Origin of the sequence: Dyadobacter sp. CY327, assembly GCF_021390415.1 — a bacterium.
In the GTDB taxonomy this organism is placed as follows: domain Bacteria; phylum Bacteroidota; class Bacteroidia; order Cytophagales; family Spirosomataceae; genus Dyadobacter; species Dyadobacter chenhuakuii.
Genome location: NZ_JAJUXJ010000007.1, coordinates 891,651 through 913,732, shown reverse-complemented (window position 1 = coordinate 913,732; position 22,082 = coordinate 891,651). Strand labels below are relative to the sequence as shown.

General features: G+C 46.5%; 24 protein-coding genes. 16 read left to right on the top strand and 8 right to left on the bottom strand.

Annotated elements, in window-relative coordinates; translation table 11 throughout:
* Positions 1-67: 67 nt before the first annotated feature.
* Positions 68-808 carry a 23S rRNA pseudouridine(2604) synthase RluF gene (rluF, locus tag LZG74_RS20270; protein WP_233798324.1) on the bottom strand — a complete coding sequence of 247 codons (741 nt, stop codon included), beginning with the start codon at positions 806-808 and terminating at the stop codon, positions 68-70.
* 171 nt (positions 809-979) lie between these two features.
* On the opposite strand from rluF, the gene LZG74_RS20265 reads away from it, so the two are divergent.
* Together LZG74_RS20265 and LZG74_RS20260 are read left to right on the top strand one after the other, a co-directional pair.
* Positions 980-2,278, top strand: a complete 1,299-nt coding sequence (locus LZG74_RS20265) for an acetylxylan esterase (RefSeq protein ID WP_233798323.1) — start codon at positions 980-982, stop codon at positions 2,276-2,278.
* Positions 2,279-2,293: 15 nt separating this feature from the next.
* Entirely contained in the window at positions 2,294-3,628 is a 1,335-nt protein-coding gene (locus LZG74_RS20260) for a Gfo/Idh/MocA family protein (protein ID WP_233798322.1), read from the top strand.
* A 43-nt stretch (positions 3,629-3,671) separates the two neighbouring features.
* Here the strand turns inward: LZG74_RS20260 and LZG74_RS20255 are convergent, their stop codons facing one another.
* Complete coding sequence (locus LZG74_RS20255; RefSeq protein ID WP_026632110.1) at positions 3,672-4,028, bottom strand: hypothetical protein; 357 nt, start codon at positions 4,026-4,028, stop codon at positions 3,672-3,674.
* A 170-nt stretch (positions 4,029-4,198) separates the two neighbouring features.
* The gene (locus LZG74_RS20250) at positions 4,199-4,525 is read right to left on the bottom strand and encodes a tetratricopeptide repeat protein (RefSeq protein WP_233798321.1); all 327 of its coding nucleotides are present in this window, start codon (positions 4,523-4,525) and stop codon (positions 4,199-4,201) included.
* Between the two features lie 95 nt (positions 4,526-4,620).
* Between LZG74_RS20250 and LZG74_RS20245 the strand changes: the two genes are divergently transcribed.
* The 13 genes from LZG74_RS20245 (at position 4,621) to LZG74_RS20185 (ending at position 17,062) form a co-directional block, all read left to right on the top strand.
* Positions 4,621-5,358 carry an electron transfer flavoprotein subunit beta/FixA family protein gene (locus LZG74_RS20245; RefSeq protein WP_233798320.1) on the top strand — a complete coding sequence of 246 codons (738 nt, stop codon included), beginning with the start codon at positions 4,621-4,623 and terminating at the stop codon, positions 5,356-5,358.
* Positions 5,359-5,393: 35 nt separating this feature from the next.
* The gene (locus LZG74_RS20240; protein WP_233798319.1) at positions 5,394-6,365 is read left to right on the top strand and encodes an electron transfer flavoprotein subunit alpha/FixB family protein; all 972 of its coding nucleotides are present in this window, start codon (positions 5,394-5,396) and stop codon (positions 6,363-6,365) included.
* A 241-nt stretch (positions 6,366-6,606) separates the two neighbouring features.
* Entirely contained in the window at positions 6,607-7,203 is a 597-nt protein-coding gene (locus LZG74_RS20235) for a bifunctional nuclease family protein (protein ID WP_026632114.1), read from the top strand.
* Between the two features lie 133 nt (positions 7,204-7,336).
* Entirely contained in the window at positions 7,337-8,215 is an 879-nt protein-coding gene (locus tag LZG74_RS20230) for an ABC transporter permease (protein WP_233798318.1), read from the top strand.
* 52 nt (positions 8,216-8,267) lie between these two features.
* Positions 8,268-8,483 carry a DUF3098 domain-containing protein gene (locus LZG74_RS20225; protein WP_026632116.1) on the top strand — a complete coding sequence of 72 codons (216 nt, stop codon included), beginning with the start codon at positions 8,268-8,270 and terminating at the stop codon, positions 8,481-8,483.
* Entirely contained in the window at positions 8,480-9,259 is a 780-nt protein-coding gene (locus LZG74_RS20220; protein WP_233798317.1) for an undecaprenyl-diphosphate phosphatase, read from the top strand. Before LZG74_RS20225 ends, LZG74_RS20220 begins: the two co-directional genes overlap by 4 nt.
* A gap of 28 nt (positions 9,260-9,287) precedes the next feature.
* On the top strand, positions 9,288-9,989 hold the full coding sequence (gene truB, locus LZG74_RS20215) for a tRNA pseudouridine(55) synthase TruB (RefSeq protein WP_233798316.1): 702 nt from the start codon (positions 9,288-9,290) through the stop codon (positions 9,987-9,989).
* On the top strand, positions 9,986-10,912 hold the full coding sequence (locus LZG74_RS20210) for a bifunctional riboflavin kinase/FAD synthetase (protein WP_233798315.1): 927 nt from the start codon (positions 9,986-9,988) through the stop codon (positions 10,910-10,912). The genes truB and LZG74_RS20210 overlap by 4 nt, the downstream gene beginning before the upstream one ends.
* Before the next feature lie 107 nt (positions 10,913-11,019).
* Entirely contained in the window at positions 11,020-12,402 is a 1,383-nt protein-coding gene (locus tag LZG74_RS20205) for a mercuric reductase (protein WP_233798314.1), read from the top strand.
* A 4-nt stretch (positions 12,403-12,406) separates the two neighbouring features.
* Positions 12,407-13,387 carry an ABC transporter ATP-binding protein gene (locus LZG74_RS20200; protein ID WP_233798313.1) on the top strand — a complete coding sequence of 327 codons (981 nt, stop codon included), beginning with the start codon at positions 12,407-12,409 and terminating at the stop codon, positions 13,385-13,387.
* The gene (locus tag LZG74_RS20195; RefSeq protein ID WP_233798312.1) at positions 13,387-14,967 is read left to right on the top strand and encodes an ABC transporter permease/substrate-binding protein; all 1,581 of its coding nucleotides are present in this window, start codon (positions 13,387-13,389) and stop codon (positions 14,965-14,967) included. The genes LZG74_RS20200 and LZG74_RS20195 overlap by 1 nt, the downstream gene beginning before the upstream one ends.
* On the top strand, positions 14,936-16,102 hold the full coding sequence (gene egtB, locus LZG74_RS20190; RefSeq protein ID WP_233798311.1) for an ergothioneine biosynthesis protein EgtB: 1,167 nt from the start codon (positions 14,936-14,938) through the stop codon (positions 16,100-16,102). Before LZG74_RS20195 ends, egtB begins: the two co-directional genes overlap by 32 nt.
* A gap of 18 nt (positions 16,103-16,120) precedes the next feature.
* Positions 16,121-17,062, top strand: a complete 942-nt coding sequence (locus LZG74_RS20185) for an L-histidine N(alpha)-methyltransferase (RefSeq protein WP_233798310.1) — start codon at positions 16,121-16,123, stop codon at positions 17,060-17,062.
* Positions 17,063-17,088: 26 nt separating this feature from the next.
* Here the strand turns inward: LZG74_RS20185 and LZG74_RS20180 are convergent, their stop codons facing one another.
* Positions 17,089-17,514 carry a response regulator gene (locus LZG74_RS20180; RefSeq protein ID WP_233798309.1) on the bottom strand — a complete coding sequence of 142 codons (426 nt, stop codon included), beginning with the start codon at positions 17,512-17,514 and terminating at the stop codon, positions 17,089-17,091.
* A 194-nt stretch (positions 17,515-17,708) separates the two neighbouring features.
* On the opposite strand from LZG74_RS20180, the gene LZG74_RS20175 reads away from it, so the two are divergent.
* A complete protein-coding gene (locus tag LZG74_RS20175) occupies positions 17,709-18,329 on the top strand; it encodes a YceI family protein (protein ID WP_233798308.1) in 621 nt (206 codons plus the stop codon).
* A 2-nt stretch (positions 18,330-18,331) separates the two neighbouring features.
* Here the strand turns inward: LZG74_RS20175 and LZG74_RS20170 are convergent, their stop codons facing one another.
* The 4 genes from LZG74_RS20170 to LZG74_RS20155 all read right to left on the bottom strand — a co-directional run bounded on the left by LZG74_RS20170 (position 18,332) and on the right by LZG74_RS20155 (position 22,066).
* The gene (locus LZG74_RS20170; RefSeq protein ID WP_233798307.1) at positions 18,332-19,096 is read right to left on the bottom strand and encodes an SDR family NAD(P)-dependent oxidoreductase; all 765 of its coding nucleotides are present in this window, start codon (positions 19,094-19,096) and stop codon (positions 18,332-18,334) included.
* A 95-nt stretch (positions 19,097-19,191) separates the two neighbouring features.
* Positions 19,192-20,097 carry an AraC family transcriptional regulator gene (locus LZG74_RS20165; protein ID WP_233798306.1) on the bottom strand — a complete coding sequence of 302 codons (906 nt, stop codon included), beginning with the start codon at positions 20,095-20,097 and terminating at the stop codon, positions 19,192-19,194.
* A gap of 38 nt (positions 20,098-20,135) precedes the next feature.
* Positions 20,136-20,405: a UBP-type zinc finger domain-containing protein gene (locus LZG74_RS20160; protein WP_233798305.1), complete on the bottom strand. Its 270-nt coding sequence runs from the start codon at positions 20,403-20,405 to the stop codon at positions 20,136-20,138.
* The gene (locus LZG74_RS20155; RefSeq protein WP_233798304.1) at positions 20,405-22,066 is read right to left on the bottom strand and encodes a response regulator; all 1,662 of its coding nucleotides are present in this window, start codon (positions 22,064-22,066) and stop codon (positions 20,405-20,407) included. Before LZG74_RS20155 ends, LZG74_RS20160 begins: the two co-directional genes overlap by 1 nt.
* Between the last annotated feature and the right edge of the window lie 16 nt (positions 22,067-22,082).

Genomic DNA, 22,082 nt, shown 5'->3' with positions numbered 1-22,082 from the left:
TATTTCAATATTTCATTATAAATTTAGACAATTCCGACAAATTTTTCTTTGTTTGTTCAATTTAAACCTACTCTTCCCAGCCGGAGAGATATGAACCTTCCTCTGTTTTCACAGAATTCTCCACAGCAGCGTTAATCGTCTGCAATTCCTCAGCCGTCAGGTTTCGCCATTTCCCGGTGGGCAAATCATCCAGTGTAACATTCATGATCCTGACCCGTTTCAGTTTCGTCACGCGATAGCCCAGATATTCGCACATGCGCCGGATCTGTCGGTTCAGGCCCTGGGTCAGGATAATGGTGAAAACATGACTGCCTTCCTTTTTGACGTAACACTTTTTGGTAATCGTGCCGAGGACGGGAACGCCGGCCGACATTTTAGCGACAAATTCTGGCGTGATCTGTTTATCGACGGTTACTACATATTCCTTTTCGTGGTTGTTTCCGGCCCTTAATATCTTGTTCACAATGTCGCCATCGCTGGTCAGGAAAATGAGGCCTTCGGAAGGTTTGTCCAGTCTGCCGATCGGGAAAATGCGTTCGGGGTGCCGGATGTAATCAATGATGTTTCCCTTCACATCGCGCTCCGTTGTGCAGGTTATGCCCACAGGTTTGTTAAATGCAATATAAACCGATGCTTTCCTGACTTTCAGCGGCTTACCATCAATTTTTACTTCATCCTCGGCCGAAGCCTTATCACCCAGAACAGCCGTTCTGCCGTTCAGCGAAACGCGGCCTTGTTCCACCAGCTTATCCGCTTCCCGCCTTGAACAAAAACCTGTTTCGCTGATGTATTTATTAATCCTGATCAAAATCTGCTTTTTAAAATATTACTGATCCAGCCCCGAAGGCCGTAATTAAAGAGAAGCAAATTACTGCAATTCGCAAAAATTATCCTGTTTTTATTAAAGATTCCGGCAGCGTGTCACTTTTACGTTACAAGCTGAAATCATTTTAACTTAATTGACGAAATCTGTCCACTTATGAAAAATCGTTTTTTACCATTGGCCGCGCTTTTCTGGCTCTCATTATTAACCGCTATCGCACAGCCCGCAAGGCGCCCTGTGGAAGTGATCGTTACCATGGACCGAGATGACTGGACTTACAGAACCGGCGACAAAGTGCAATTCCTGGTGACTGTGATGAGAAATGGAAATATGGTAAAAAATGCTTCTGTCCGCTACGAGATCGGTTTGGAAAAATTGGATCCAACCATTAAGGAAACCAAAACAGCCGCTGACGGCAAACTGACCATTGACGGCGGAACACTCAAGACGCCTGGCTTCCTGAGATGCATTGCATGGGTTACCGTGGACGGAAACGAATATCGCGGCCTGGCCACAGCTGGTTTTGACCCTCAAAAAATTGAACCTACCGTTGCCAACCCACAGGATTTCGACACATTCTGGGCGACGGCTAAACAAGAACTTGCCGCTGTTCCTATGGACGCAAAAATGACGCTCCTGCCCGAACGTTGCACTGAAAAGGTGAATGTGTATCACCTTAACCTGCAAAACAACCGGAAAGGCGTCCGCGTTTATGGTATTCTGAGCATTCCAAAAAAAGAAGGAAAATATCCTGCATTACTGAGGGTTCCCGGCGCAGGCGTGAGAGCTTACTATGGCGATGTAGCCACTGCCGAGAACAACATTATTACACTGGAAATCGGCATTCACGGCATTCCCGTGACAATGGATCCTTCGGTGTATTTGGATATGGGCCAGGGACTTTTGAATGGTTATCCTGCTTATAATATGGATGACCGCGATAAGTTTTATTATAAAAGGGTTTACCTCGGCTGCGTGCGTGCCAACGATTTCCTGACCAGCCTGCCGCAATATGACGGTACCAACCTGGCAGTAACCGGCGGAAGCCAGGGAGGTGCATTATCCATCATCACAGCCGGGCTCGATCCGCGCGTGAAATGGCTGGGCGCATTTTACCCTGCATTGAGCGATGTAACAGGTTACCTGCACGGACGCGCGGGCGGATGGCCGCATTATTTTGATAAGAACGGCGTGAAATGGAATAATACGAAAGAAAAAGTGGCGACGGTGGCTTACTATGATGTGGTGAATTTCGCCAGAAGGGTTAAAGTGCCGGGATTTTATATCTGGGGATATAATGATGAAACCTGCCCTCCTACTTCCATGTACGCGGCCTATAATGTTACCACTGCGCCAAAAGAGCTGAAACTTTTCCTGGACACCGGGCACTGGACCTACCAGGAAGAAAAGGATATCATGAACAACTGGCTGATTGAAAGACTCACAAAGAAATAGTTTAAGAACATTAAAATGGATCGTAGAAACTTTATAGAGAAGTCGGCCCTTGCGGGTGCAGCACTATCCAGTGTGGCACTATCCAGTGCGGCCTTTTCATCGCTGCCACTCCTGAGCGCCATTAGCCGCGCCGCGCCTTACCGCACGGCGCTGATCGGAACGGGATGGTGGGGAACCAATATCCTGCGCTGCGCGCTGCAATCGGGAGAAAACAAACTGGTTGCGCTTTGTGATGTGGATGATAACCAGCTCAAAGTCTGCGCTGCGGAAATGTCCAAGCTAACGCCGGACAAACCAAAAATATATAAGGATTACCGCGAACTGCTGGCGAACGAAAAGCCGGAAGTGGTGATCGTTGCGACGCCGGATCACTGGCATGCGTTGTGCTGTATTGCAGCCATCGAGTCGGGTGCGCACGTGTATGTGGAGAAGCCCATTTCGCATACGATCAAGGAAGGACGGGCAATGGTGAATGCGACGCGTAAGCATGGGAAAATCGTCCAGGTAGGAACGCACAGGCGTGTTTCGCCTCACAATGTTTCCGGCATGGAGTTCCTGAAATCAGGTAAAGCAGGAAAAATAGGCATGGCGCGGGCGTTTGTACATTATGGCGGCGGCCCGGGACAGAAAACGCCTGATTCGGAACCGCCGCAGGGACTCGACTGGGATTTTTACTGCGGTCCGGCGCAATTACAGCCCTATAACAAAACCATGCACCCGCGCGGGTTCCGGAACTATCTCAATTTTGCCAACGGAACATTAGGCGACTGGGGCATTCACTGGCTCGACCAGGTTTTGTGGTGGTCCGAACAAAAATATCCGAAGAAAATCTATTCAACTGGCGGGCGGGCCATCCGCCAGGACAGTACGGATGCACCCGACCATCAGGTGGCGGTTTATGATTTTGATGGTTTTACGCTGGAATGGGAACACCGGAATTTTGCCGCAAACAATGCTGAGAAAACACATCCGCAGCAAGCCGTAGGCGTTTATTTCTACGGAACGGAAGGCACATTTCATATGGGTTGGCTGGATGGGTGGACATTTTACCCGACAGATCCAAAGAAACCTATCATTCACGAGGATGCCAGGCTTAACAAACCGGACGACCAGAATATTAAGGAACTTTGGGCCAATTTCATCGAATCCATCAAGACGAATAAGCCGCCAATTTGTGAAATTGAGATCGGGCAGCGTTCAACCAATGTGGCGCTGCTGGGCATGCTCTCGCTAAAACTAGGCAGAAGCATCGTCTGGGACGGAGAAAAAGAGACGATTGAAGGTGATCCCGAAGCGAATAAGCTTTTGAGCAGGGAATACCGGGGAGAATGGAAATATCCGCAGGCATAGAAACGAAAAAGGGATTGTTGAAGCTAACAATCCCTTTTTTATTTTAATCGATCTTCACAACTTCCGCCGGAATGTTGTACTGATCTATGATTTCGCGTGTGAACCTGACATGCCCTCTTGGCGCCATCAGATATAATTTAGCACCTTTCATGCCTGCAAGCTCGCTGAGCAGTTTCCATTTCGAGATACTTCCCCGAAGCTGGTCTGTTTTCATTGAGACTTCCAGATAGTGCCTGTTGAACATATTTACGCCTGTAACATCCGGGGTAAATTTGGCATTATCGGCGGCCCGTTCGTAGGACTTCGGTGTTTCAAATCCTTCCATATTGGCCTGGATATCCTTGAACCCATGCGCCTGTGCCCACTTTACCACAAGTGGAATAAATAATTCCTTTTCCATAATATTAAATGAATAATTTTTTCTATCCCGTAAATCAAGGGAACTCCTTAAAAATCAAACTAAACTGAGCAGAGGAAGTAATTACCGAAAGCAGTCTGGATTGTAGTACTCTTACTAATCATGAAAGGTACGGCATTTTACGTCAATGAGCAAATTTTTGCTGCAATCAGTTAGTCGTCCATTTCGTCCAGAAAGTTGTTATAAGCCCTTACAAGCTCCTGGTGTGCCTTGGTATTTTTTTGTAAAAGCGCCAGGGCCACCCCTTTGCGATAAATTTCCTCAGCCTTTTCCACATCTTCATTATCAGCAAAAAATGAACCAGCGTGATAGTATGTGGCCAGGTAATCGGGATGCTCATTTAGAAGGATATCAAAGAAATGCGCAGCTTTCGCCGGATCAAACTTGGCATACTCGATGGCAAGTGCATAAACATTGAACGGATCGGCGGGATCCTCCTCATAAAAGCTGATCAGATTGTTGAGTAAAGCGGTGTTCATTATGGATTATTATGCTTGCATACTATTTAAGATTTCCCTTTATTTGCCCGGACAAAGTTATATTCATACCAGGCAATAATTCTAAATAAAAGCTCATGAAAATACTCGTTTGTATATCCAATGTGCCCGATACAACCGCTAAGATAACATTTACGGACAACGACACCAGACTTAATAAAAACGGGATCCAATACATTATCGGCCCGTACGACGATTACGCGCTGGCCAGGGGCGTTGAATTAAAAGAACAATCCGGAGGAACATTAACCGTGCTGCACGTAGGCGAAGCCGACGCCGACCCACAGATCCGCAAAGCACTCGCAATCGGCGCCGACGATGCGATCCGGGTGAATGCCGATCCCCTCGACTCTTACTTCGTGGCCGTTCAGATTGCCGATGTTGCTAAGCAAAACAACTATGACCTGATCCTGATGGGTCGTGAATCGATTGACTATAACAGTGGTGTAGTGCATGGCTTGGTGGGCGAAATGCTGGGAATCGCTTCCTACTCCCCCGTTATGAAACTGGACATTGCAGACGGTTCGGCTACGATAAGCCGCGAAATCGATGGTGGAAAAGAAATCCTGAAAGCGCCTCTGCCGCTCGTCCTCGGCTGTCAGGAACCGATTGCAGAATGGAAAATCCCGAATATGCGTGGCATTATGACGGCGCGTACCAAGCCGCTAACCGTGGTTGAACCTGTGTCCGTGGACGAAATGACCGTGCCGGAAAAATACTTCCTGCCTGCCCCGAAAGGTGCATGCAAAATGATCCCGGCCAGCGAGGCCGGAACATTGATCCGCCTATTGCAGACAGAAGCAAAGGTGTTGTGATCTTTTGAAACAATCATTAATTAAAACAGAAAGAAATGTCAGTCCTTATATATGTAGAACTGGACAATGGTTCTATCAAAAAAACATCGCTGGAAGCTGTGGCTTACGGCGCAAAAGTGGCGAAAAAAACGGGTGATAAGGCGGTAGTGCTGGCCATTGGCAAAGCGGATGCGTCTGCACTGGAAATTGCTGGAAACTATGGCGCCGTCAAAGTCCTGCATGCCTCGGATCAAAAACTATCGCACGAAAACAGCCTTGCCTATGCCGATGCATTGGCGCAGGCGGCCGGGCAGGAAGGCAGCAAAATTATCATTCTTTCCAAATCCGGCTTAGGTGATGCCATGGCGGCCCGTGCTGCGGCCAAGTTGAAAGCGGGAGTCGTCTCCGGCGTTACAGCTTTGCCTGAAATTAATGCTTCATTTAAAGTAACACGCGGGATTTTTACCGGAAAAGCCTTTGCTACAACCGAATTGAAATCAGATGTAAAAATCCTCGTAATCAAGAAGAATGTCATCGAGATCAATGAGGATGATGTTGCTTCCGCAAATGCGGTTGTGGAGACATTCTCCCCGCAATTGCGTGATGCTGACTTCAAGGCGTCCGTTGTGAATGTTGAGAAAGCGAATTCTGAACTATCTCTTACCGAAGCGCAGATTATCGTTTCCGGCGGTCGCGGTATGAAAGGGCCTGAGCATTGGCAGCCGCTGGTTGATCTCGCTCATGCACTGGGTGCAGCAACGGGGTGTTCAAAGCCCGTTTCGGACCTCGACTGGCGTCCGCATCATGAGCACATAGGCCAAACGGGGATTAAAGTTGCGCCGAACCTTTACATTGCCTGCGGGATTTCCGGTGCCATCCAGCATCTGGCCGGCGTGAACGGTTCCAAATGCATTGTGGTCATTAATAAGGATCCCGAAGCGCCCTTCTTCAAGGCAGCTGACTATGGAATCGTCGGCGATGTTTTCGAAATTCTGCCAAAACTGACAGAAGCTGCGAAAAATCTCTAAAAATGCGATTTCTGCGCATATTGAAATTAATTGTAATAAATACTGACTGGCCGCATTTGAAAAAATAGCTTAAAAATCAGATAATTAAGCCGCTTTATTTCCATCCGGCTGTCAATGAGCACATTCTTAACCCGTACTTCATTTTTTTATGCAGTACGGGTTAATTATTTTTGCAACTTCGAATACATTTTCAGGCATATTCACCACAACTGTTAACCAAACTTGCGCATTTAGTTTAAACGTGAAAAAAATCAAGTTAGAAATACTCGGGCTGTCTCCAAGCCAATCACAGGCAGGTTCCTTCGCACTGGTTCTGGGCGAAGAGCTGGGTAACCGTCGCCTGCCCATCATTATTGGTGTGTTCGAAGCACAGGCCATTGCCGTTCAGATAGAAAATATTGTCCCAAACCGTCCGATGACGCACGATCTCTTTAAATCGTTTGCGGATGGAATGAATTATACATTAAAGGAAATCGTCATTTCGGACCTGAAAGAGGGCATTTTCTATGCCAAGATCGTCTGCACGGATAATCTTCGGGAAGTGGAAATCGACGCGCGTCCTTCCGACGCGATCGCCATCGGCTTACGGTTCGACATTCCTATTTTCACTTACGAGGCCATTCTTTCCGAAGCAGGCATTGTGTCGAGCTCGTTAACAGAGGATGAAGAAGATGAGGAAGATGGTGTGAAAGAAACGTTGGGAACAACGGGATCATCCAAAGACCAGCTGCGTGACCTTACATTCGACGAGTTACAACGCATGCTCGACGACGCACTTTCCAAAGAGGATTACGAAAAAGCTGCCAGCATCCGCGACGAAATGGGCCGGAGAAACTAGCCTGCGCCGTTTTGTTAAAGTTAAAAATAGTTAACAAACCGGCTGTTTCTGTCCATATGCCATTATAATGCTTATTTTTGCCATCGTTCATTCCTGAGTCTGAACCAACTGCTAAGCGAAACCTTACGCTCTTATGCCTAAAAAAAAGAAGATTGGAAGTTACCCCAATGCAATGATTGTAATGAGCCTCACGGCTGCATTGTTCCTGATCGGTTTTTGCGGGCTGCTGGTGATCCAATCCAAAAAACTGGTTTCCATTATCCGTGAAAACATTGAGGTCCGCGTATTCCTGAATAAAGAAGAAACCCAGGCGGGCCAGGATTCCATATTAAAAGTAATTCAGGCGAAACCATTTGTCCTTGCGTCATCGGAAGTAAAGCCGATCACCTTTGTTTCCAAAGAAGAAGCTGCCAAAGAATTTATTGAAGGGACGAAGGAAGATTTTGTTACTTTCTTGGGCGAAAACCCTTTGCGTGACAGTTACCGTGTAAAAATCCAGGAAGATTATTTCGAAGAAGCCAAATTGCAGGCGATCAAGAAAGAGCTGGAAAAGATCAAAGGCGTTTACGAGGTCGTTTATCAGGAAGATCTGGCAGATAACATTAACCGTAACGTCACCAAAATTTACGTGGTCCTGGCCAGCTTTGCATTGATCATGCTGATTATCATCGTGTTGCTCGTCAACAACACCATCCGCCTTGCCATCTATTCCCAGCGTTTCCTGATCCGTAGTATGCAGCTTGTAGGAGCCACCAATGGCTTTATCCAGCGTCCTTACGTAATGCGTGGCGCCATTCAGGGACTGATCGGCGGCGTTCTGGCCGGTGCATTGCTGGTTGGTTTGCAACAGCTTGCAGTTCGGAATGTGGAAGGTTTGGGCATGTTGCAGGAGTATGACAAGATCATTATCCTGGTTGGAACAGTCCTTATTCTTGGCATTTTAATCGGCATAGCCAGCACTTACCAATCGCTTACGCGCTATCTGAGAATGGCCCTGGATGACCTTTACTGAGGCATTCTTTTCAAAAAACATTACCGTTCAGATCATAGTAAATCGCAAACTGATGAACAACACAAAAAACGAACTTCCATTTTCGACATCGAACTACACGACGATGTTAATCGGCATTGCATTGATCCTTGCCGGATTCCTGATCATGACATTCGACAGCACGGAATTCGGTTTCGGCTTTCTGGGATTGACATTGGGCCCGCTGGTGACCATTAGCGGCTTTATCATCGAGTTTTGGGCGATTCTACGTAAACCTCGTAATTCATGAGCATTTGGCAAGCCATTATTTTAGCAATTGTTGAAGGGATTACCGAATTTTTGCCCGTTTCCTCTACCGGCCATATGATCATCGCCTCTTCTTTCATGGGGATCAGTCATTTGGAATTCACTAAAATGTTCACGGTTAATATCCAGTTTGGTGCGATATTATCCGTTCTGGTGCTTTACTGGAAGCGATTTTTCCAGACCACAGATTTCTATTTCAAATTATTTGTAGCGTTTCTTCCGGCCGCTGTCATCGGGTTTTTGCTCAATGATTTTATTGATGCGATGCTGGAAAACGTTGTGGTGGTTGCCGTTTCACTGCTTGTAGGCGGTATCATTTTGATCTTCATCGACCGCATTGCCAACGATAACACCCGCGAAAGAGAGATTTCTTACTTTGATGCGCTCAAAATCGGTTTTTTTCAATGCATAGCCATGATTCCGGGCGTTTCGAGATCAGCTTCCACCATTATCGGCGGAATGTTGCAGGGGCTTTCGCGCAAGCAGGCAGCAGAATTCAGCTTTTTTCTGGCAGTGCCAACCATGGCAGCAGCAGGCGGCTATAAGTTGCTGAAAACCTACGATACCATTCAAGCGGAAGACATTAAAGTGCTTTTGATCGGGAATGCAGTTGCATTTGTGGTGGCTATGCTGGCTATCAAGTTCTTTATCAGCTTTCTGACCAAATATGGTTTTAAAGTTTTCGGTTATTACCGCATCATTCTCGGGCTGATCCTTTTAGGGCTGCTTGCCTCAGGCTACAAGCTGGACGTTGTCTAAGCGCTTCATTTAATACGCATTCCAAAATTTGAATAACGAAAATAACATACCGGACGAAGGCGAAGTCATTCTCATTGACAAGCCTTTGACCTGGACTTCATTTGACGTGGCCAATAAGCTCAAAAGAGCTTGCAAATTCAAGAAAATCGGTCATGCCGGCACATTGGATCCGCTGGCTACGGGCTTGCTTATATTGTGCACCGGCAAGAAAACAAAGCAGATCGACACCTATCAGGCGCAGGAAAAGGAATACACAGGGACATTGGTTCTGGGCAAAACAACGCCTTCGATCGACCTGGAAACCGAATTCGATGCCGAATATCCAACAGATCACATTACCGCAGAAATTCTGGAAAGTGCCCGGCTGGCATTAACAGGCAGCATTGCGCAAACACCCCCGATTTACTCTGCATTGCGTGTCGATGGCGAACGGCTTTACAAGAAGGCGCGGCGCGGCGAAGAAATCGAGATTAAGAAACGCAATGTTGAAATTTCGCTTTTTGAAATTGATTCCACGCATTTTCCCTCGGTTGATTTTAGGATCATTTGTTCAAAAGGTACTTATATTCGCAGTATGGTTCGCGATTTCGGTCAGCTGGCGGGCAGTGGCGCTTATATGAGCGCTTTATGCAGGACCCGGATCGGAGCGTTTGAATTGAAGGATGCGTGGAATCTTACCGATTTCATTCAGCAAAAAAGACTTGAATTGAAGTTAGAAGTGGACGAATGAATATTTATCACAGCCTGGATTCCTTTGAAAAACTGGAATATGGCGTCGTAACAAGTGGCACATTCGACGGTGTGCATCTTGGACATAAAAAAATACTTTCCCGGCTTCGGGAAATCAGTGAACAGTCTGGCGGAGAAACCGTTGTGCTTACTTTCTGGCCGCACCCGCGTATGGTTGTTTCAGATGACAGCCAGGGTTTGCAACTCCTTTCGACCATTGATGAAAAAATTGAGCTGTTCTCTGAATTGGGCATTCACCATTTGCTGATCGTCCCTTTTACCCGGGCTTTCTCAGAGCTGTCATGCCACGAGTATATTAAGGAAATCCTTGTTGAAAAGATCGGGACCAAAAAATTGGTAATTGGCTACGACCATCGTTTCGGACGCAACCGCGAGGGAAGCTTTGAGTTTTTGCAGGAAAATTGTGCTTCCTATGGTTTCGAGGTGGAAGAGATTCCGCGCGAAGACATTGAGGATCTTGCCATCAGTTCTTCCAGGATTCGTAAAGCCTTGGTTACCGGGCATATAGGCGAAGCGAATGGCTTATTAGGCAGACCCTACACGCTTTCGGGCACTGTGGTCAAAGGCAAGCAACTGGGCCGCACCATCGGCTTCCCGACAGCGAATGTGCATTTGCACGAGTCGTATAAGCTGATCCCGATGAACGGCGTTTACGTCATTCAAGCAACTTACGACGGCGAAAAATTCAAGGGCATGCTGAACATTGGCGTACGGCCGACCGTGGACGGAACCATGCGGACGATCGAAGCGAACTTATTCGAATTTGATAAAGAAATTTACGGCGAAGATCTAAAACTGGAACTGCTGCATTACCTGCGTCCGGAGCAAAAATTCGAAAGCCTGGATATGCTGGTTCGACAGATCAATATTGACAAGGAAAATTCCCGGGCTTACTTTTCTTAAAATCTGACGGAATATATTGCAAAAGGCGTGTCCCGACGGCACGCTTTTGTTGTTATTTGGTGTAATTGCATTTTTCAAATCTTACATCCCATTAACACACCGCCTCTATGCAACATTACGATGCCATAGTAATCGGTTCCGGACAAGCCGGAACGCCCCTTTCCAGAAAATTAGCCGAGTCTGGCTTAAAAACAGCATTAATAGAAAAAAGATGGGTCGGCGGGACTTGCGTGAACGATGGGTGCTCCCCTACCAAAGCAATGATCGCTTCTGCAAAAGCAGCCTGGTCTGTCTATCACAATAAAAGCTTAGGCGTAATTACCGATCATTTTTATGTCGATTTTTCAGCTATCATAAAGCGTAAGGACGACATTGTGCACCGCATGCGCAGCAGTTCCGAGAAAAGCATTCAGGAAACAAAAAACCTGGACCTGTTTTATGGAACCGCAACATTTTCAGGCAATAAGGAGATCACTGTCACATTGAATGATGGCGGAACAGCTGTTTTTACTGCGGATGAATTCTTCATCAATACAGGAGAAAAACCTTCTGTTCCAAAGATCGATGGCATTGAAAGTGTTGATTACCTGACTTCCACCAGCATCATGGAACTCGACAGCATTCCCGAACATTTACTCGTGCTCGGCAGCGGCTATATCGGACTGGAATTCGGACAAATGTTCAAGCTATTCGGAAGCAAAGTGACCATCATAGAGCCATCAGGGCGGATCCTTAAAAAGGAAGATGCAGACATTGCGGAGGAAGTTACCAAGGTTTTGAAAGAGGAAGACATTCAGGTTCTTACAAACACCAAAGCGAAATCAATTACTAAAAATGGAGATCATATTGCCGTGACGGTGGATGAAAACGGCAAGGAAACCGTGATGGAATCCTCGCATATCCTTGTTGCAACGGGCAGAAGGCCGCAAACAAAAGAGCTTGGCCTCGACAAAACCGGTGTGGACGTCGACGAAAAGGGTTATATAAAAGTGAATGATAAGCTGGAAACGTCTGCGGCAGGCATTTATGCATTGGGAGACGTGAAAGGTGGCCCGGCATTTACGCACATTTCATACGACGACTACCGCATTATCAGCGAGAATGTTATCAGCAATGGAAATGCATCCACAAAAGACAGGCTCGTCCCCTACTGCATGTTTATTGATCCGCAGTTAGGCCGCGTGGGTATTACCGAACAGGAAGCGCGCGAGCAAGGGCTCGACATACTTGTAGCCACGATGAAAAATGACAGCGTTGCACGCTCCATTGAAACCGGCGACGAACGCGGGATGATGAAAGCGGTGATCGACGCCAAAACGAAACAGATCCTGGGCGCCTCAGTCCTGGCCGAACAAGGCGGAGAGATCGTTACCATTCTGCAAATGGCCATGATGGGAAATGTTACGTACGACCGCCTGATGAACGGCGTTTTTGCGCACCCGACATACGCGGAATCGCTGAACAATCTTTTCATGACGCTGGAACAGTAAACTCATGATCATTGCCGAACGCATTAGCAAAGTTTTTAATGATATCCGGGCAGTTGATGACATTTCTTTTGAAGTAAAAGAAGGTGAAACCATGGTTTTGCTGGGCACCAGCGGATGTGGAAAGACCACAACATTGAAGATGCTTAACCGCCTGATCGATGCGTCGGGCGGTTTTATTTCCATCAATGGCCAGAATATTTTTGATCAGCAACCGGAATTGCTCAGACGTACAATCGGTTACGTTTCCCAGAGCAATGGTCTTTTCCCGCATTATTCTGTTGAGGAAAATGTATCGGTTGTTCCTAAATTATTGAAATGGGATAAGGCCAAAACCCGCAAAAGAGCGCAGGAGTTACTGAACCAGTTGAAGCTTCCGCTGGAAACGTTCGGCCACAAATATCCGGATGAACTGAGCGGCGGCCAGCAGCAGCGTGTCGCCATTGCGCGTGCGCTCATTTCTGACCCGCCCGTTTTATTAATGGACGAACCTTTCGGCGCGCTGGACCCGATTACGCGCGCTGGGGTGCGGAAGGAGTTTCTGGAATTGCCTGAATTGAAACAAAAAACCATTGTGCTCGTAACGCACGATGTACAGGAAGCATTTGAGCTCGGAGACAGCATTTGTTTAATGGACAAAGGCAAAATCGTCCAGACCGGAACCGCAAAAGAGCTGATCCTGAAACCCGCGAATACATTTGCCCGAACATTCTTTGATCACCAGCGCTTGTTTCTCGAACTGAGCGCGATCACCTTTGAGGACATTTGGGATGTGGTTACTACTACCGATTTTGCTTCGCATAACAGCGTGCATAATACGCCTAATGCCGAGGTGAATGCTGGCATGAGCTTATGGTCGGGGATGGAGCTCCTTTCAAAATCCGGAAATGAAGCATTGGCTGTTCGTAATCAGGCTGCCAATACATTAAAGTTGTTCACGACTTCCAACATTCAGGAAGCTTACCAAAAGTTAAAACAGCAGATTTAATGGAAGTGCAGCAAAGTTTGTGGGAATTCATGGCGCAGCAATCCGATAAACTTTGGAGCCAGACGCTTGCGCACGTTGGGTTGACATGTATTTCCTTGCTGATCGCCGTCGTGATAGGACTCCCGCTGGGAATCTGGATCGCGCAGCGAAATAAGGCGGCATGGCTCGTCCTGGGCATTGCGGGCGTGTTGCAGACCATTCCAAGCATCGCATTGCTTGGCTTTATGATCCCGCTGCTGGGCATCGGCGCGCTTCCGGCGATTACTGCGTTGTTTTTGTATGCGTTGCTCCCCATCATCAGGAACACTTATACGGGAATTCGCGGCGTGAATCCGGCCGTAACGGAAGCCGCCCGTGGGATGGGCATGAGCAGCTGGCAGGTTTTGTTTAATGTGGAACTTCCGCTTGCTATGCCAGTGATCCTCGCTGGGATTCGCACGGCGACGGTCATTAATGTGGGCGTTGCGACACTTGCAGCATACATTGCAGCGGGCGGTTTGGGCGAATTTATTTTCGGAGGCATTGCATTGAACAATTCCAACATGATCCTGGCCGGCGCCATCCCGGCCGCGTTGCTCGCCATATTTTTTGATCTGCTGCTGTCTTTGGTTCAAAGAGCGAATGTCAGGAAGATGCGTAAAGTGTCCGTTATTCTGCCTGTTTTACTGCTTTTACTTTCCTCATTTTACATATTTCCTTATGCCGATGCGAAAATTCTGGGTGGCTTTACACCGGAGTTCATGGGGCGTGAAGATGGTTATCTGGGTTTAAAATCAAAATACAAATTGAATATGCCGACCGTTGTAATCAGCGATGCGGTAATGTACAAGGCGGCATATGAGAAGAAAATCGATGTCATCAGCGGTTATAGCACGGACGGAAGGCTTAAAGCATACAACCTTATTACACTCGAAGACGATAAACGCATTTTTCCGCCCTATTACGCCTCTCCACTGGTTAGAAAAGAGGTTTTGCTTCAATATCCTGAATTGGAAAGTGCATTGAATCTCTTGTCCGGAAAGATCAACGATTCGATTATGACCGATCTGAATTACCGGGTTGATTATCTGAAACAAAGTCCCGAAAAAGTGGCTCACGACTTTATTTTGGCCAATAACCTATACAAGAAGCCCCGAAACGGAAACAAAGGTACGATCCGGCTGGGCTCCAAAATCTTTGCCGAACAATACATTCTGATCAACATATACAAAGCGCTCATTGAAGGGAATACGGATTTAAAAGTTGAAACAAAAACGGGACTTGGCGGAACGAAGATCTGTTTTGATGCATTAACCAATAACGAGATCGATATATATCCTGAATACACAGGAACGGGGCTTTTGGTAATCCTGAAACCTTCGAAAAACGACTTGGCAGCACTTGCAGGCAGTCGTGAGAAGGTTTTTAGTTACGTTCAAAAAGGCTTTGACGAGCAGTATAACCTGCAATGGCTCAAACCGATCGGTTTCAATAATGCCTATGCTTTGATGATGCGCAAAGAACAGGCACAATCATTGAATATAAGAACTATTACAGATTTAAAAGAATATGTATCCGCTGACAACCACCGCCATAAGTGAAGCATACAATCGTGTTAGGCAACATTCGGAAACGATTTGTGAGCCTCTTGAAACCGAAGACTATGTCCCGCAGCCTGTTCCGTTTGTAAGTCCGCCGAAGTGGCACCTGGCGCATTCAACATGGTTTTTTGAAACATTCATTCTCAAACCTTTCCATCCAGGATACCAGGTTTTTGATAACGACTACAACTATCTTTTCAACAGTTATTATAACAATGTAGGCGAACGCACCCTGCGCACCGACAGGGGAAATGTTACACGCCCGACGACCAAAAATGTGTATGCTTACCGGCAACATGTGGATCGCCATATGTCGGAGCTGCTTGAAACATTAACAGATCCCGAAGCATTAACGCTGGTAGAACTCGGCCTGCACCACGAGCAGCAACATCAGGAACTGCTCGTTACCGACATTAAATATATCCTTGGTCATAATCCCTTGTTTCCGGTTTACAAATCGGGCCACAATCTGGTGAATGACGCTAATGAAGAATCCGGATTTGCACAGATTTCGGAAGGCGTTTACGAGATAGGGTTCAATGGTTCCGGCTTTTGCTTTGATAATGAACTGGGCAGGCATAAAGTGTATCTGCACGATTTTGACATTTCCAAAGCACTGGTTACCAATGCTGAATACATTGAATTTATGGAAGCGGGCGGTTATCAGGATTTTAATTTGTGGCTGGATGCAGGCTGGTCGTGGGTCAACGACCATGCGATCAATGCTCCCATGTATTGGCACAAAATAAAAGGAGCCTGGCATTACTATACGCTGGACGGATTACAGCCAGTGAACCCGGAAGCGATCCTGAGCCACATTAACCTATACGAGGCTTCGGCCTACGCGCAATGGAGAGGCATGCGGTTACCAACAGAAGCAGAGTGGGAAATTGCATCGGATCAGTTCCAATGGGGCAAGCGCTGGGAATGGACAAATAGCGCCTACTTGCCTTATCCTGGCTTTTCGAAGGCTCCGGGTGCCGTGGGCGAATACAACGGAAAATTTATGATTAACCAAATGGTGCTCCGTGGAGCATCTGTTGCTACCTCACCTGAGCATAGCCGCAAAACTTACCGAAACTTTTTTCAAGCACACGAACGCTGGCAATACACGGGCATCAGGCTGGTGAAGTAATTGAATCAACACAACATTATGTCGGACAATACATTCGCAAAAGATATACACAAAGGCCTTTCGGCGCCATTGAAGCACATTTCTTCCAAATATTTTTATGATGATATAGGCAGCGTCATTTTTCAGGATATCATGAAAATGCCTGAATACTACCCTACGGCCTGTGAATTTGAAATCTTGTCTTTGCAGGGAAATCAGATCATCGAAAAGCTAAACTTTGATCAGCCTTTTAACATTGTGGAGTTCGGGGCTGGTGATGGCATCAAGACGCGCCAATTGCTTAAAACGCTAGTTGAGAACGGGGTGCAATTTTCTTATGTGCCAATTGATATTTCCGCAAAAGCCATAGAAGAGCTCGAAGCCAATATGCTCGAGCATCTGCCTGATTTACAGATCAAACCGATGATCGGGAATTACTTTTCAATGATTGAGGAGCTGGCTTCTTCCGAAACGCCCAGCTTGTTTCTTTTTCTGGGAGGCAACATCGGGAATTATGAAAAAGATGAGGTGAACGATCTGCTCACCAGCTTCAACCAAAGCATGAAGCCAGGAGACAAATTGCTGACAGGCTTCGATTTACAGAAGAACCCGGCTACAATCCGCAACGCTTATGATGATCCGCAAGGCATTACCAAAGCATTCAATATGAATCTCCTCACGCGGATCAATCGCGAACTGGGCGGGAACATCAAAACCAACCAATTTGACTTCTATTCCCATTATAACCCTATCAACGGCGAAGTGAGGAGTTATCTGGTAAGTCTGGCAGCGCAGAAAATACATTTGCAACGCATCGACAAATGTTACGACTTCGCGCAGAACGAGCTGATTCGTACAGAATTGTCTAAAAAATATACATTAAAAGAAATCGAAGAAACCGCAGAAAATAATGGCTTCAAAGTGATCGAACACTTCCTGGATTGCAAACACTATTTCACGGACAGCCTTTGGGTGACATAGTGCCCTGGCATTGAATGCTGCTTGCGCTATACGTAATTATTCGGGTGCAGGCAGCTTTGCCAATATTCGAAAATGATCCTGATCCGTTTTTTCAGATCTTCAAAACTATTCTCTTTTTTGAAAAATCCCTGGATTGTGGCTTCGTAGGCTACGGATATAATGTGGGGATTGTCGGCGGTGCTCAAAAACACGAATGGGATCGACTTTTTCTTTAAATACTCATTCTGCTCAATGCGCTGGCGGAGTTCCAGCCCGTTCATAACCGGCATGTTAATATCACAGAAAATGATGAACGGCTGCTCTGTGGTCGTTTCCAGGAAAAGCAATGCTTCCAGACCATTTGAAAAGAAAATAATCGGGTTTGGTATCTGCAATTCCTCCACGATGCTTTTAAGCAGAAACTGGTCATCGGAATCGTCTTCAATCAATATTATAGGCCCTTTTACTGACATTACAGGGGATTTAGTTCTGGTTCCTCCCTGTAAATATCACATTTATTCAAACGAATACCTATTCCAAGATCAATTACGGATAATTCGTCTTGCGTAGGTTTTACTCCGTTTTGCGTAGGCGCTTCCCTGCGTGCACGCCTTAGTTTTGCATCATAAATCAAAGCCATGATCAAGCAAGCAAAACAAAAACAACAATGAAAAAGCAACTTTTTAGTCTATTAGCCTCAATTTCAATTGCATTCGGTTGCGCAGATCACGATGTGCAATCCACAAACTTCAAACTCGATGAATCCGTCTCCGTTGCAGAATGGAAGGGATATCTCAGAAATGAGTATTTCAATGAAGGTTCCATTGCCATCAAAAGTGAAAGCCTGGTCATTCGTGAAGGACAGGTCAAGAGCGGTTCTTTCACCATTCCGATAGCCTCTATCGTCAACTTTAACCTGCCGACAGAGGAATTAAAGCATGCGCTGGTGCACCATTTACAAAGCCCGGACTTCTTTAATATGGCGCTTCACCCGGAAGTAAAGTTCAACATTACGGGCGTCGCGTCTTACAACGGAAGTGGTGAGAATGTAATTGCAGGCGCGAATCACCTGGTGACCGGAAATTTAACGATGCTGGGAATCACGCATTCCATCTCATTTCCTGCGAAAATTGACTTGAACGGAGATAATCTCAAAGTAGAAGCTAAATTAAAAATAGACAGGACCAAATGGGGTATCACTTACGCCACCGATCCTGCCTTGCCAGACGATGCAGTCATCAAGAATGATATTGACCTGCATTTGAAACTAGCCGGTAAGAAGATTTAACATCAAAGGTTCATCCCACCCGAGGCCTCGATCCGCTGGGCATTGATCCAGCGGGCGCCTTCGGTGCAAAGGAACGCAACCACCGCGCCAATGTCCTGCGGCTCTCCTACCCGGCCCAATGCAGTGATGGAATTAATCTGCGCTTCCAATCCCTCGTGCGCCTTGAATGCTCGTTCAGTGAAGTCGGTGTGAATGATCCCGGGTGCCACGATATTCACGGTAATGCCTCTGTGGCCCAGTTCTTTCGCCAAATATTTGGTCAACACTTCAATAGCGCCTTTCATAGATGCATATGCTGCATAACCCGGTGTTGCAAAACGGGTTAGCCCAGTGGAAAGGTTGATAATACGGCCATTGTCTGCAATGTAAGGCAATGCTTTCTGGGTCAGAAAGTAAACGCCTTTGAAATGCACGTTCATTAAAGCGTCGAAATCCTCCTCTGTTGTATCAGTGAATTTAGAATTGGCATCGATGCCGGCATTATTGATCAGAAAATCGAAAGTTTTCCGGTTCCAGGTAGTTTCCAGAACGGATTGAAGATCCGTAAAAAATGTATCAAAACGCTTTGTGTTCGCCGTATCAAGCGGCATAGCGACGGCTTTTCTGCCCATAGCCTCGATCGTCTTCACAACTTCAAGCGCTTCCTGTTCCTTGCTGCGATATATGACAATAATGTCGGTTCCTTGCTGAGCGAGATTGAGCGCCATATTTTTCCCCAATCCTCTGCTGGCGCCTGTTACCAGCGCTATTTTATTTCCTTGTTCCATCTTTTTGTTAGTTTGATTTTTTGATGGAACAAAGTTATGCCATGCAGCAAAGGGAAGCTTGCCGGTTTCAAATCAAAACTTACAAAAATCAAATCTCACATGCGAAATGCACGCGGACTTAATGTTGTGTGTTTTTTGAAGAGGTTATTAAAGTGTGAAGGTTCCTCGAATCCGAGGCTGTACGCGATCTCGGAAATGTTCCAGTCTGTGTGTTTCAGCAAGATCTTGGATTCTTTGATAATGCGCTCAATGATGAGTTCCGTCGTGGTTTTGCCCGTTACCAGCTTTAAAACCTTATTGAGATAATTGACATGGATCGCCAGCTGATCCGCATAATCCTTTGCCGAACGGAACATGAGTTTCTGGTGCGGGGGCTCGATGGGAAACTGGCGTTCGAGCAGCTCAATAAAAAGGGAAGAAACGCGCTTATGCGCATTGGTTTCATTAAACAGACCTGTTGCCGGCTGCAACTTCTGCCCGCTATGGATCAGTTCAAGCACATAATTACGCAGCAGATCATATTTGAATGCATAATCGGAAGAAACCTCTTTGAACATTTTAATGAAAATGTGCTTAACGTCCGCAAGCTGCTCATCATTGAGAAAGAAAATGGGCACATTACCCGGCTTGAAAACAGGCAGATCCTTTAACAAGATCCCGCTGTTGTTTTGGGTAAGAAAATCTTCCGAGAAAATACAGAACATTCCTGACTGCTTATCGTCCAGGGGCTGCCAGTTATAAGGAATTTGCGGCGTAGCAAAAAATAATGCATTATGCTCAATATCAATGACTTTATCCGCGTACTCAGCCCGGTTCCTGCCCAGGATGAGGCTGATCTTATAGTAAGCCCGCCGGTTGTAAGGAACTGCTTTGGGCTTGGAATCTCTGAAAAGATCCTCCGTCCGGAAAATGTTAAAATGGCCGATCTCCTTCTGGACTGGCTCCGGGATCAGCTGTGAAGTGTCTTTATAAAACTCCGGGATTGAAGTCGGTTTTTCCATAAATGAAGTTACAAAATTCAATCCCGAAATTTCAATGCTTAATTGTATTCGACAAATGATTCATCCTTGTAACACCAAAGCCATTGTTCGCCGGGCTCCGCCGAGCTGGCAACTGGGTGGCCGGTTTGGTGATAATGCTGCGTCATGTGTTTGGCCGGCGAGCTGTCACAGCATAATGTTGCGCCGCAGGTCTGGCAGGTCCGCAGGTGCAGCCATCTGCCGTCCACTTTCACGCATTCCTCGCATACGTGAGCAGCCTCTTTTTTGATTTCGGTGATTTCCTTAATGTGTTGACAAACCTGATCCATTATACTTCACTTAAATATTGGTGAACAAAACTAATCGACATAGAACCTTCTCCGACTGCCGAGGTGACACGGTTCATGGCACCGGCACGTACGTCGCCTGCGGCAAAAATGCCGGGAGAGCTGGTTTCGAGCAAATAAGGGTCGCGCTGCATTTTCCAGACCTGCCTGAAATTCTCGTGACTCTTCATATCGCGGCCGGTCTCTATAAATCCTTTGTTGTTTTTAATGATTTGTAAACCAACCCAATCCGTATAAGGTCTCGCCCCGATGAAGATGAACAGCGCATCGGCCGGAACCTCACGCTCTTCCGAGGAATTGAGGTCAACCAATCTTAAAGCTTCCAAATGCTCGTCCCCTTTTGCTTCCACAATTTCAGTACAACCAAGGATCGAGACATTATCTGTGTTTTTGATCTGGTCGATAAGATAGGACGACATTGAAGAAGTGAGATCGTTCTTACGGACGATAATGTAAACGTTTTTGGCGAATTTGGATAAATACATGGCTGCCTGGCCCGCCGAGTTACCTCCGCCGAGGACGTAAACATCCTTGTTACCGCAGGAACTGGCTTCTGTGCTGGCAGCGCCATAGTATATGCCCTTGCCCGTAAACTCCGCTATTCCTTTGGTTTCCAGCTTGCGATAATCAACACCGGTTGTAATTACGACTGCTCTCGCATTGATTTCTGTATCGTCTTCCAGCACAATGGTTTTGTACTGATCCTTCAATTTGATCTCCTTCACCGACTGTGGCGAAAGGAATTCTGTTCCAAAACGTGTGGCTTGCGTAATGGCCCTCCTGGTCAATTCCGACCCGCTCAAACCGGCTGGAAAACCAAGGTAATTTTCAATCCTTGAACTTGTACCAGCCTGGCCACCAGGCGCTTTGCGCTCGATCAATAAAGTACTTAAACCTTCCGATGCGCCGTATACGGATGCCGCCAACCCTGCCGGGCCCGCACCGATAATGACCACATCATAAACTTGCAGCTTCACCTTTGCATTCAATCCGATATGCGAAGCAACATCCAGCAAAGACGGCGTTCTCAGAAGTGTCCCATCTTCGAAAATTACTGTTGGAAAGTCCGTTGGGCAAAGTCCGTTGGTTTTGATGATCTGCTTGCCTATATCACTTGAACTGGCATCCATCCATTGATACGGAACAAGATTACCTGCAAGAAAGTCCTTGATTTCATGTGACTTAGGAGAAAACTGATAACCTATCACTTTAATGCCTGTAAAGTCAGGACGGTAATTAGCCTGCCAGTCGTGCAGTAATTCGTCGATAGCGGGATACAGCTTTTCTTCGGGCGGATCCCAGGGTTTCATCAGGTAATAATCCAGCTGTACGTCATTGATCGCCTTAATGGCCGCATCTGTATCTGAGTAAGCGGTCAGTAAAACCCTTTTGGCGAACGGAAAAATAGCCATTGCTTTTTCCAGAAAATCAACGCCCTGCATCTCCGGCATGCGCTGATCTGAAACAAATATGGCCACTTCCTCGCCTTTATTCTGAAGTTCGACCAGGCTTTCCATGGCTTCGCTAACGGAAGAAGTGCTCAGTACGCGGTATTTGTCCCTATATTGGGCTTTCAGGTCGCGGCTGATGGCCCGCAAAACCTGTGGATCGTCGTCAATTGAAAATATAATGGGCAAACCCATAGTAGACTGCTGTTAA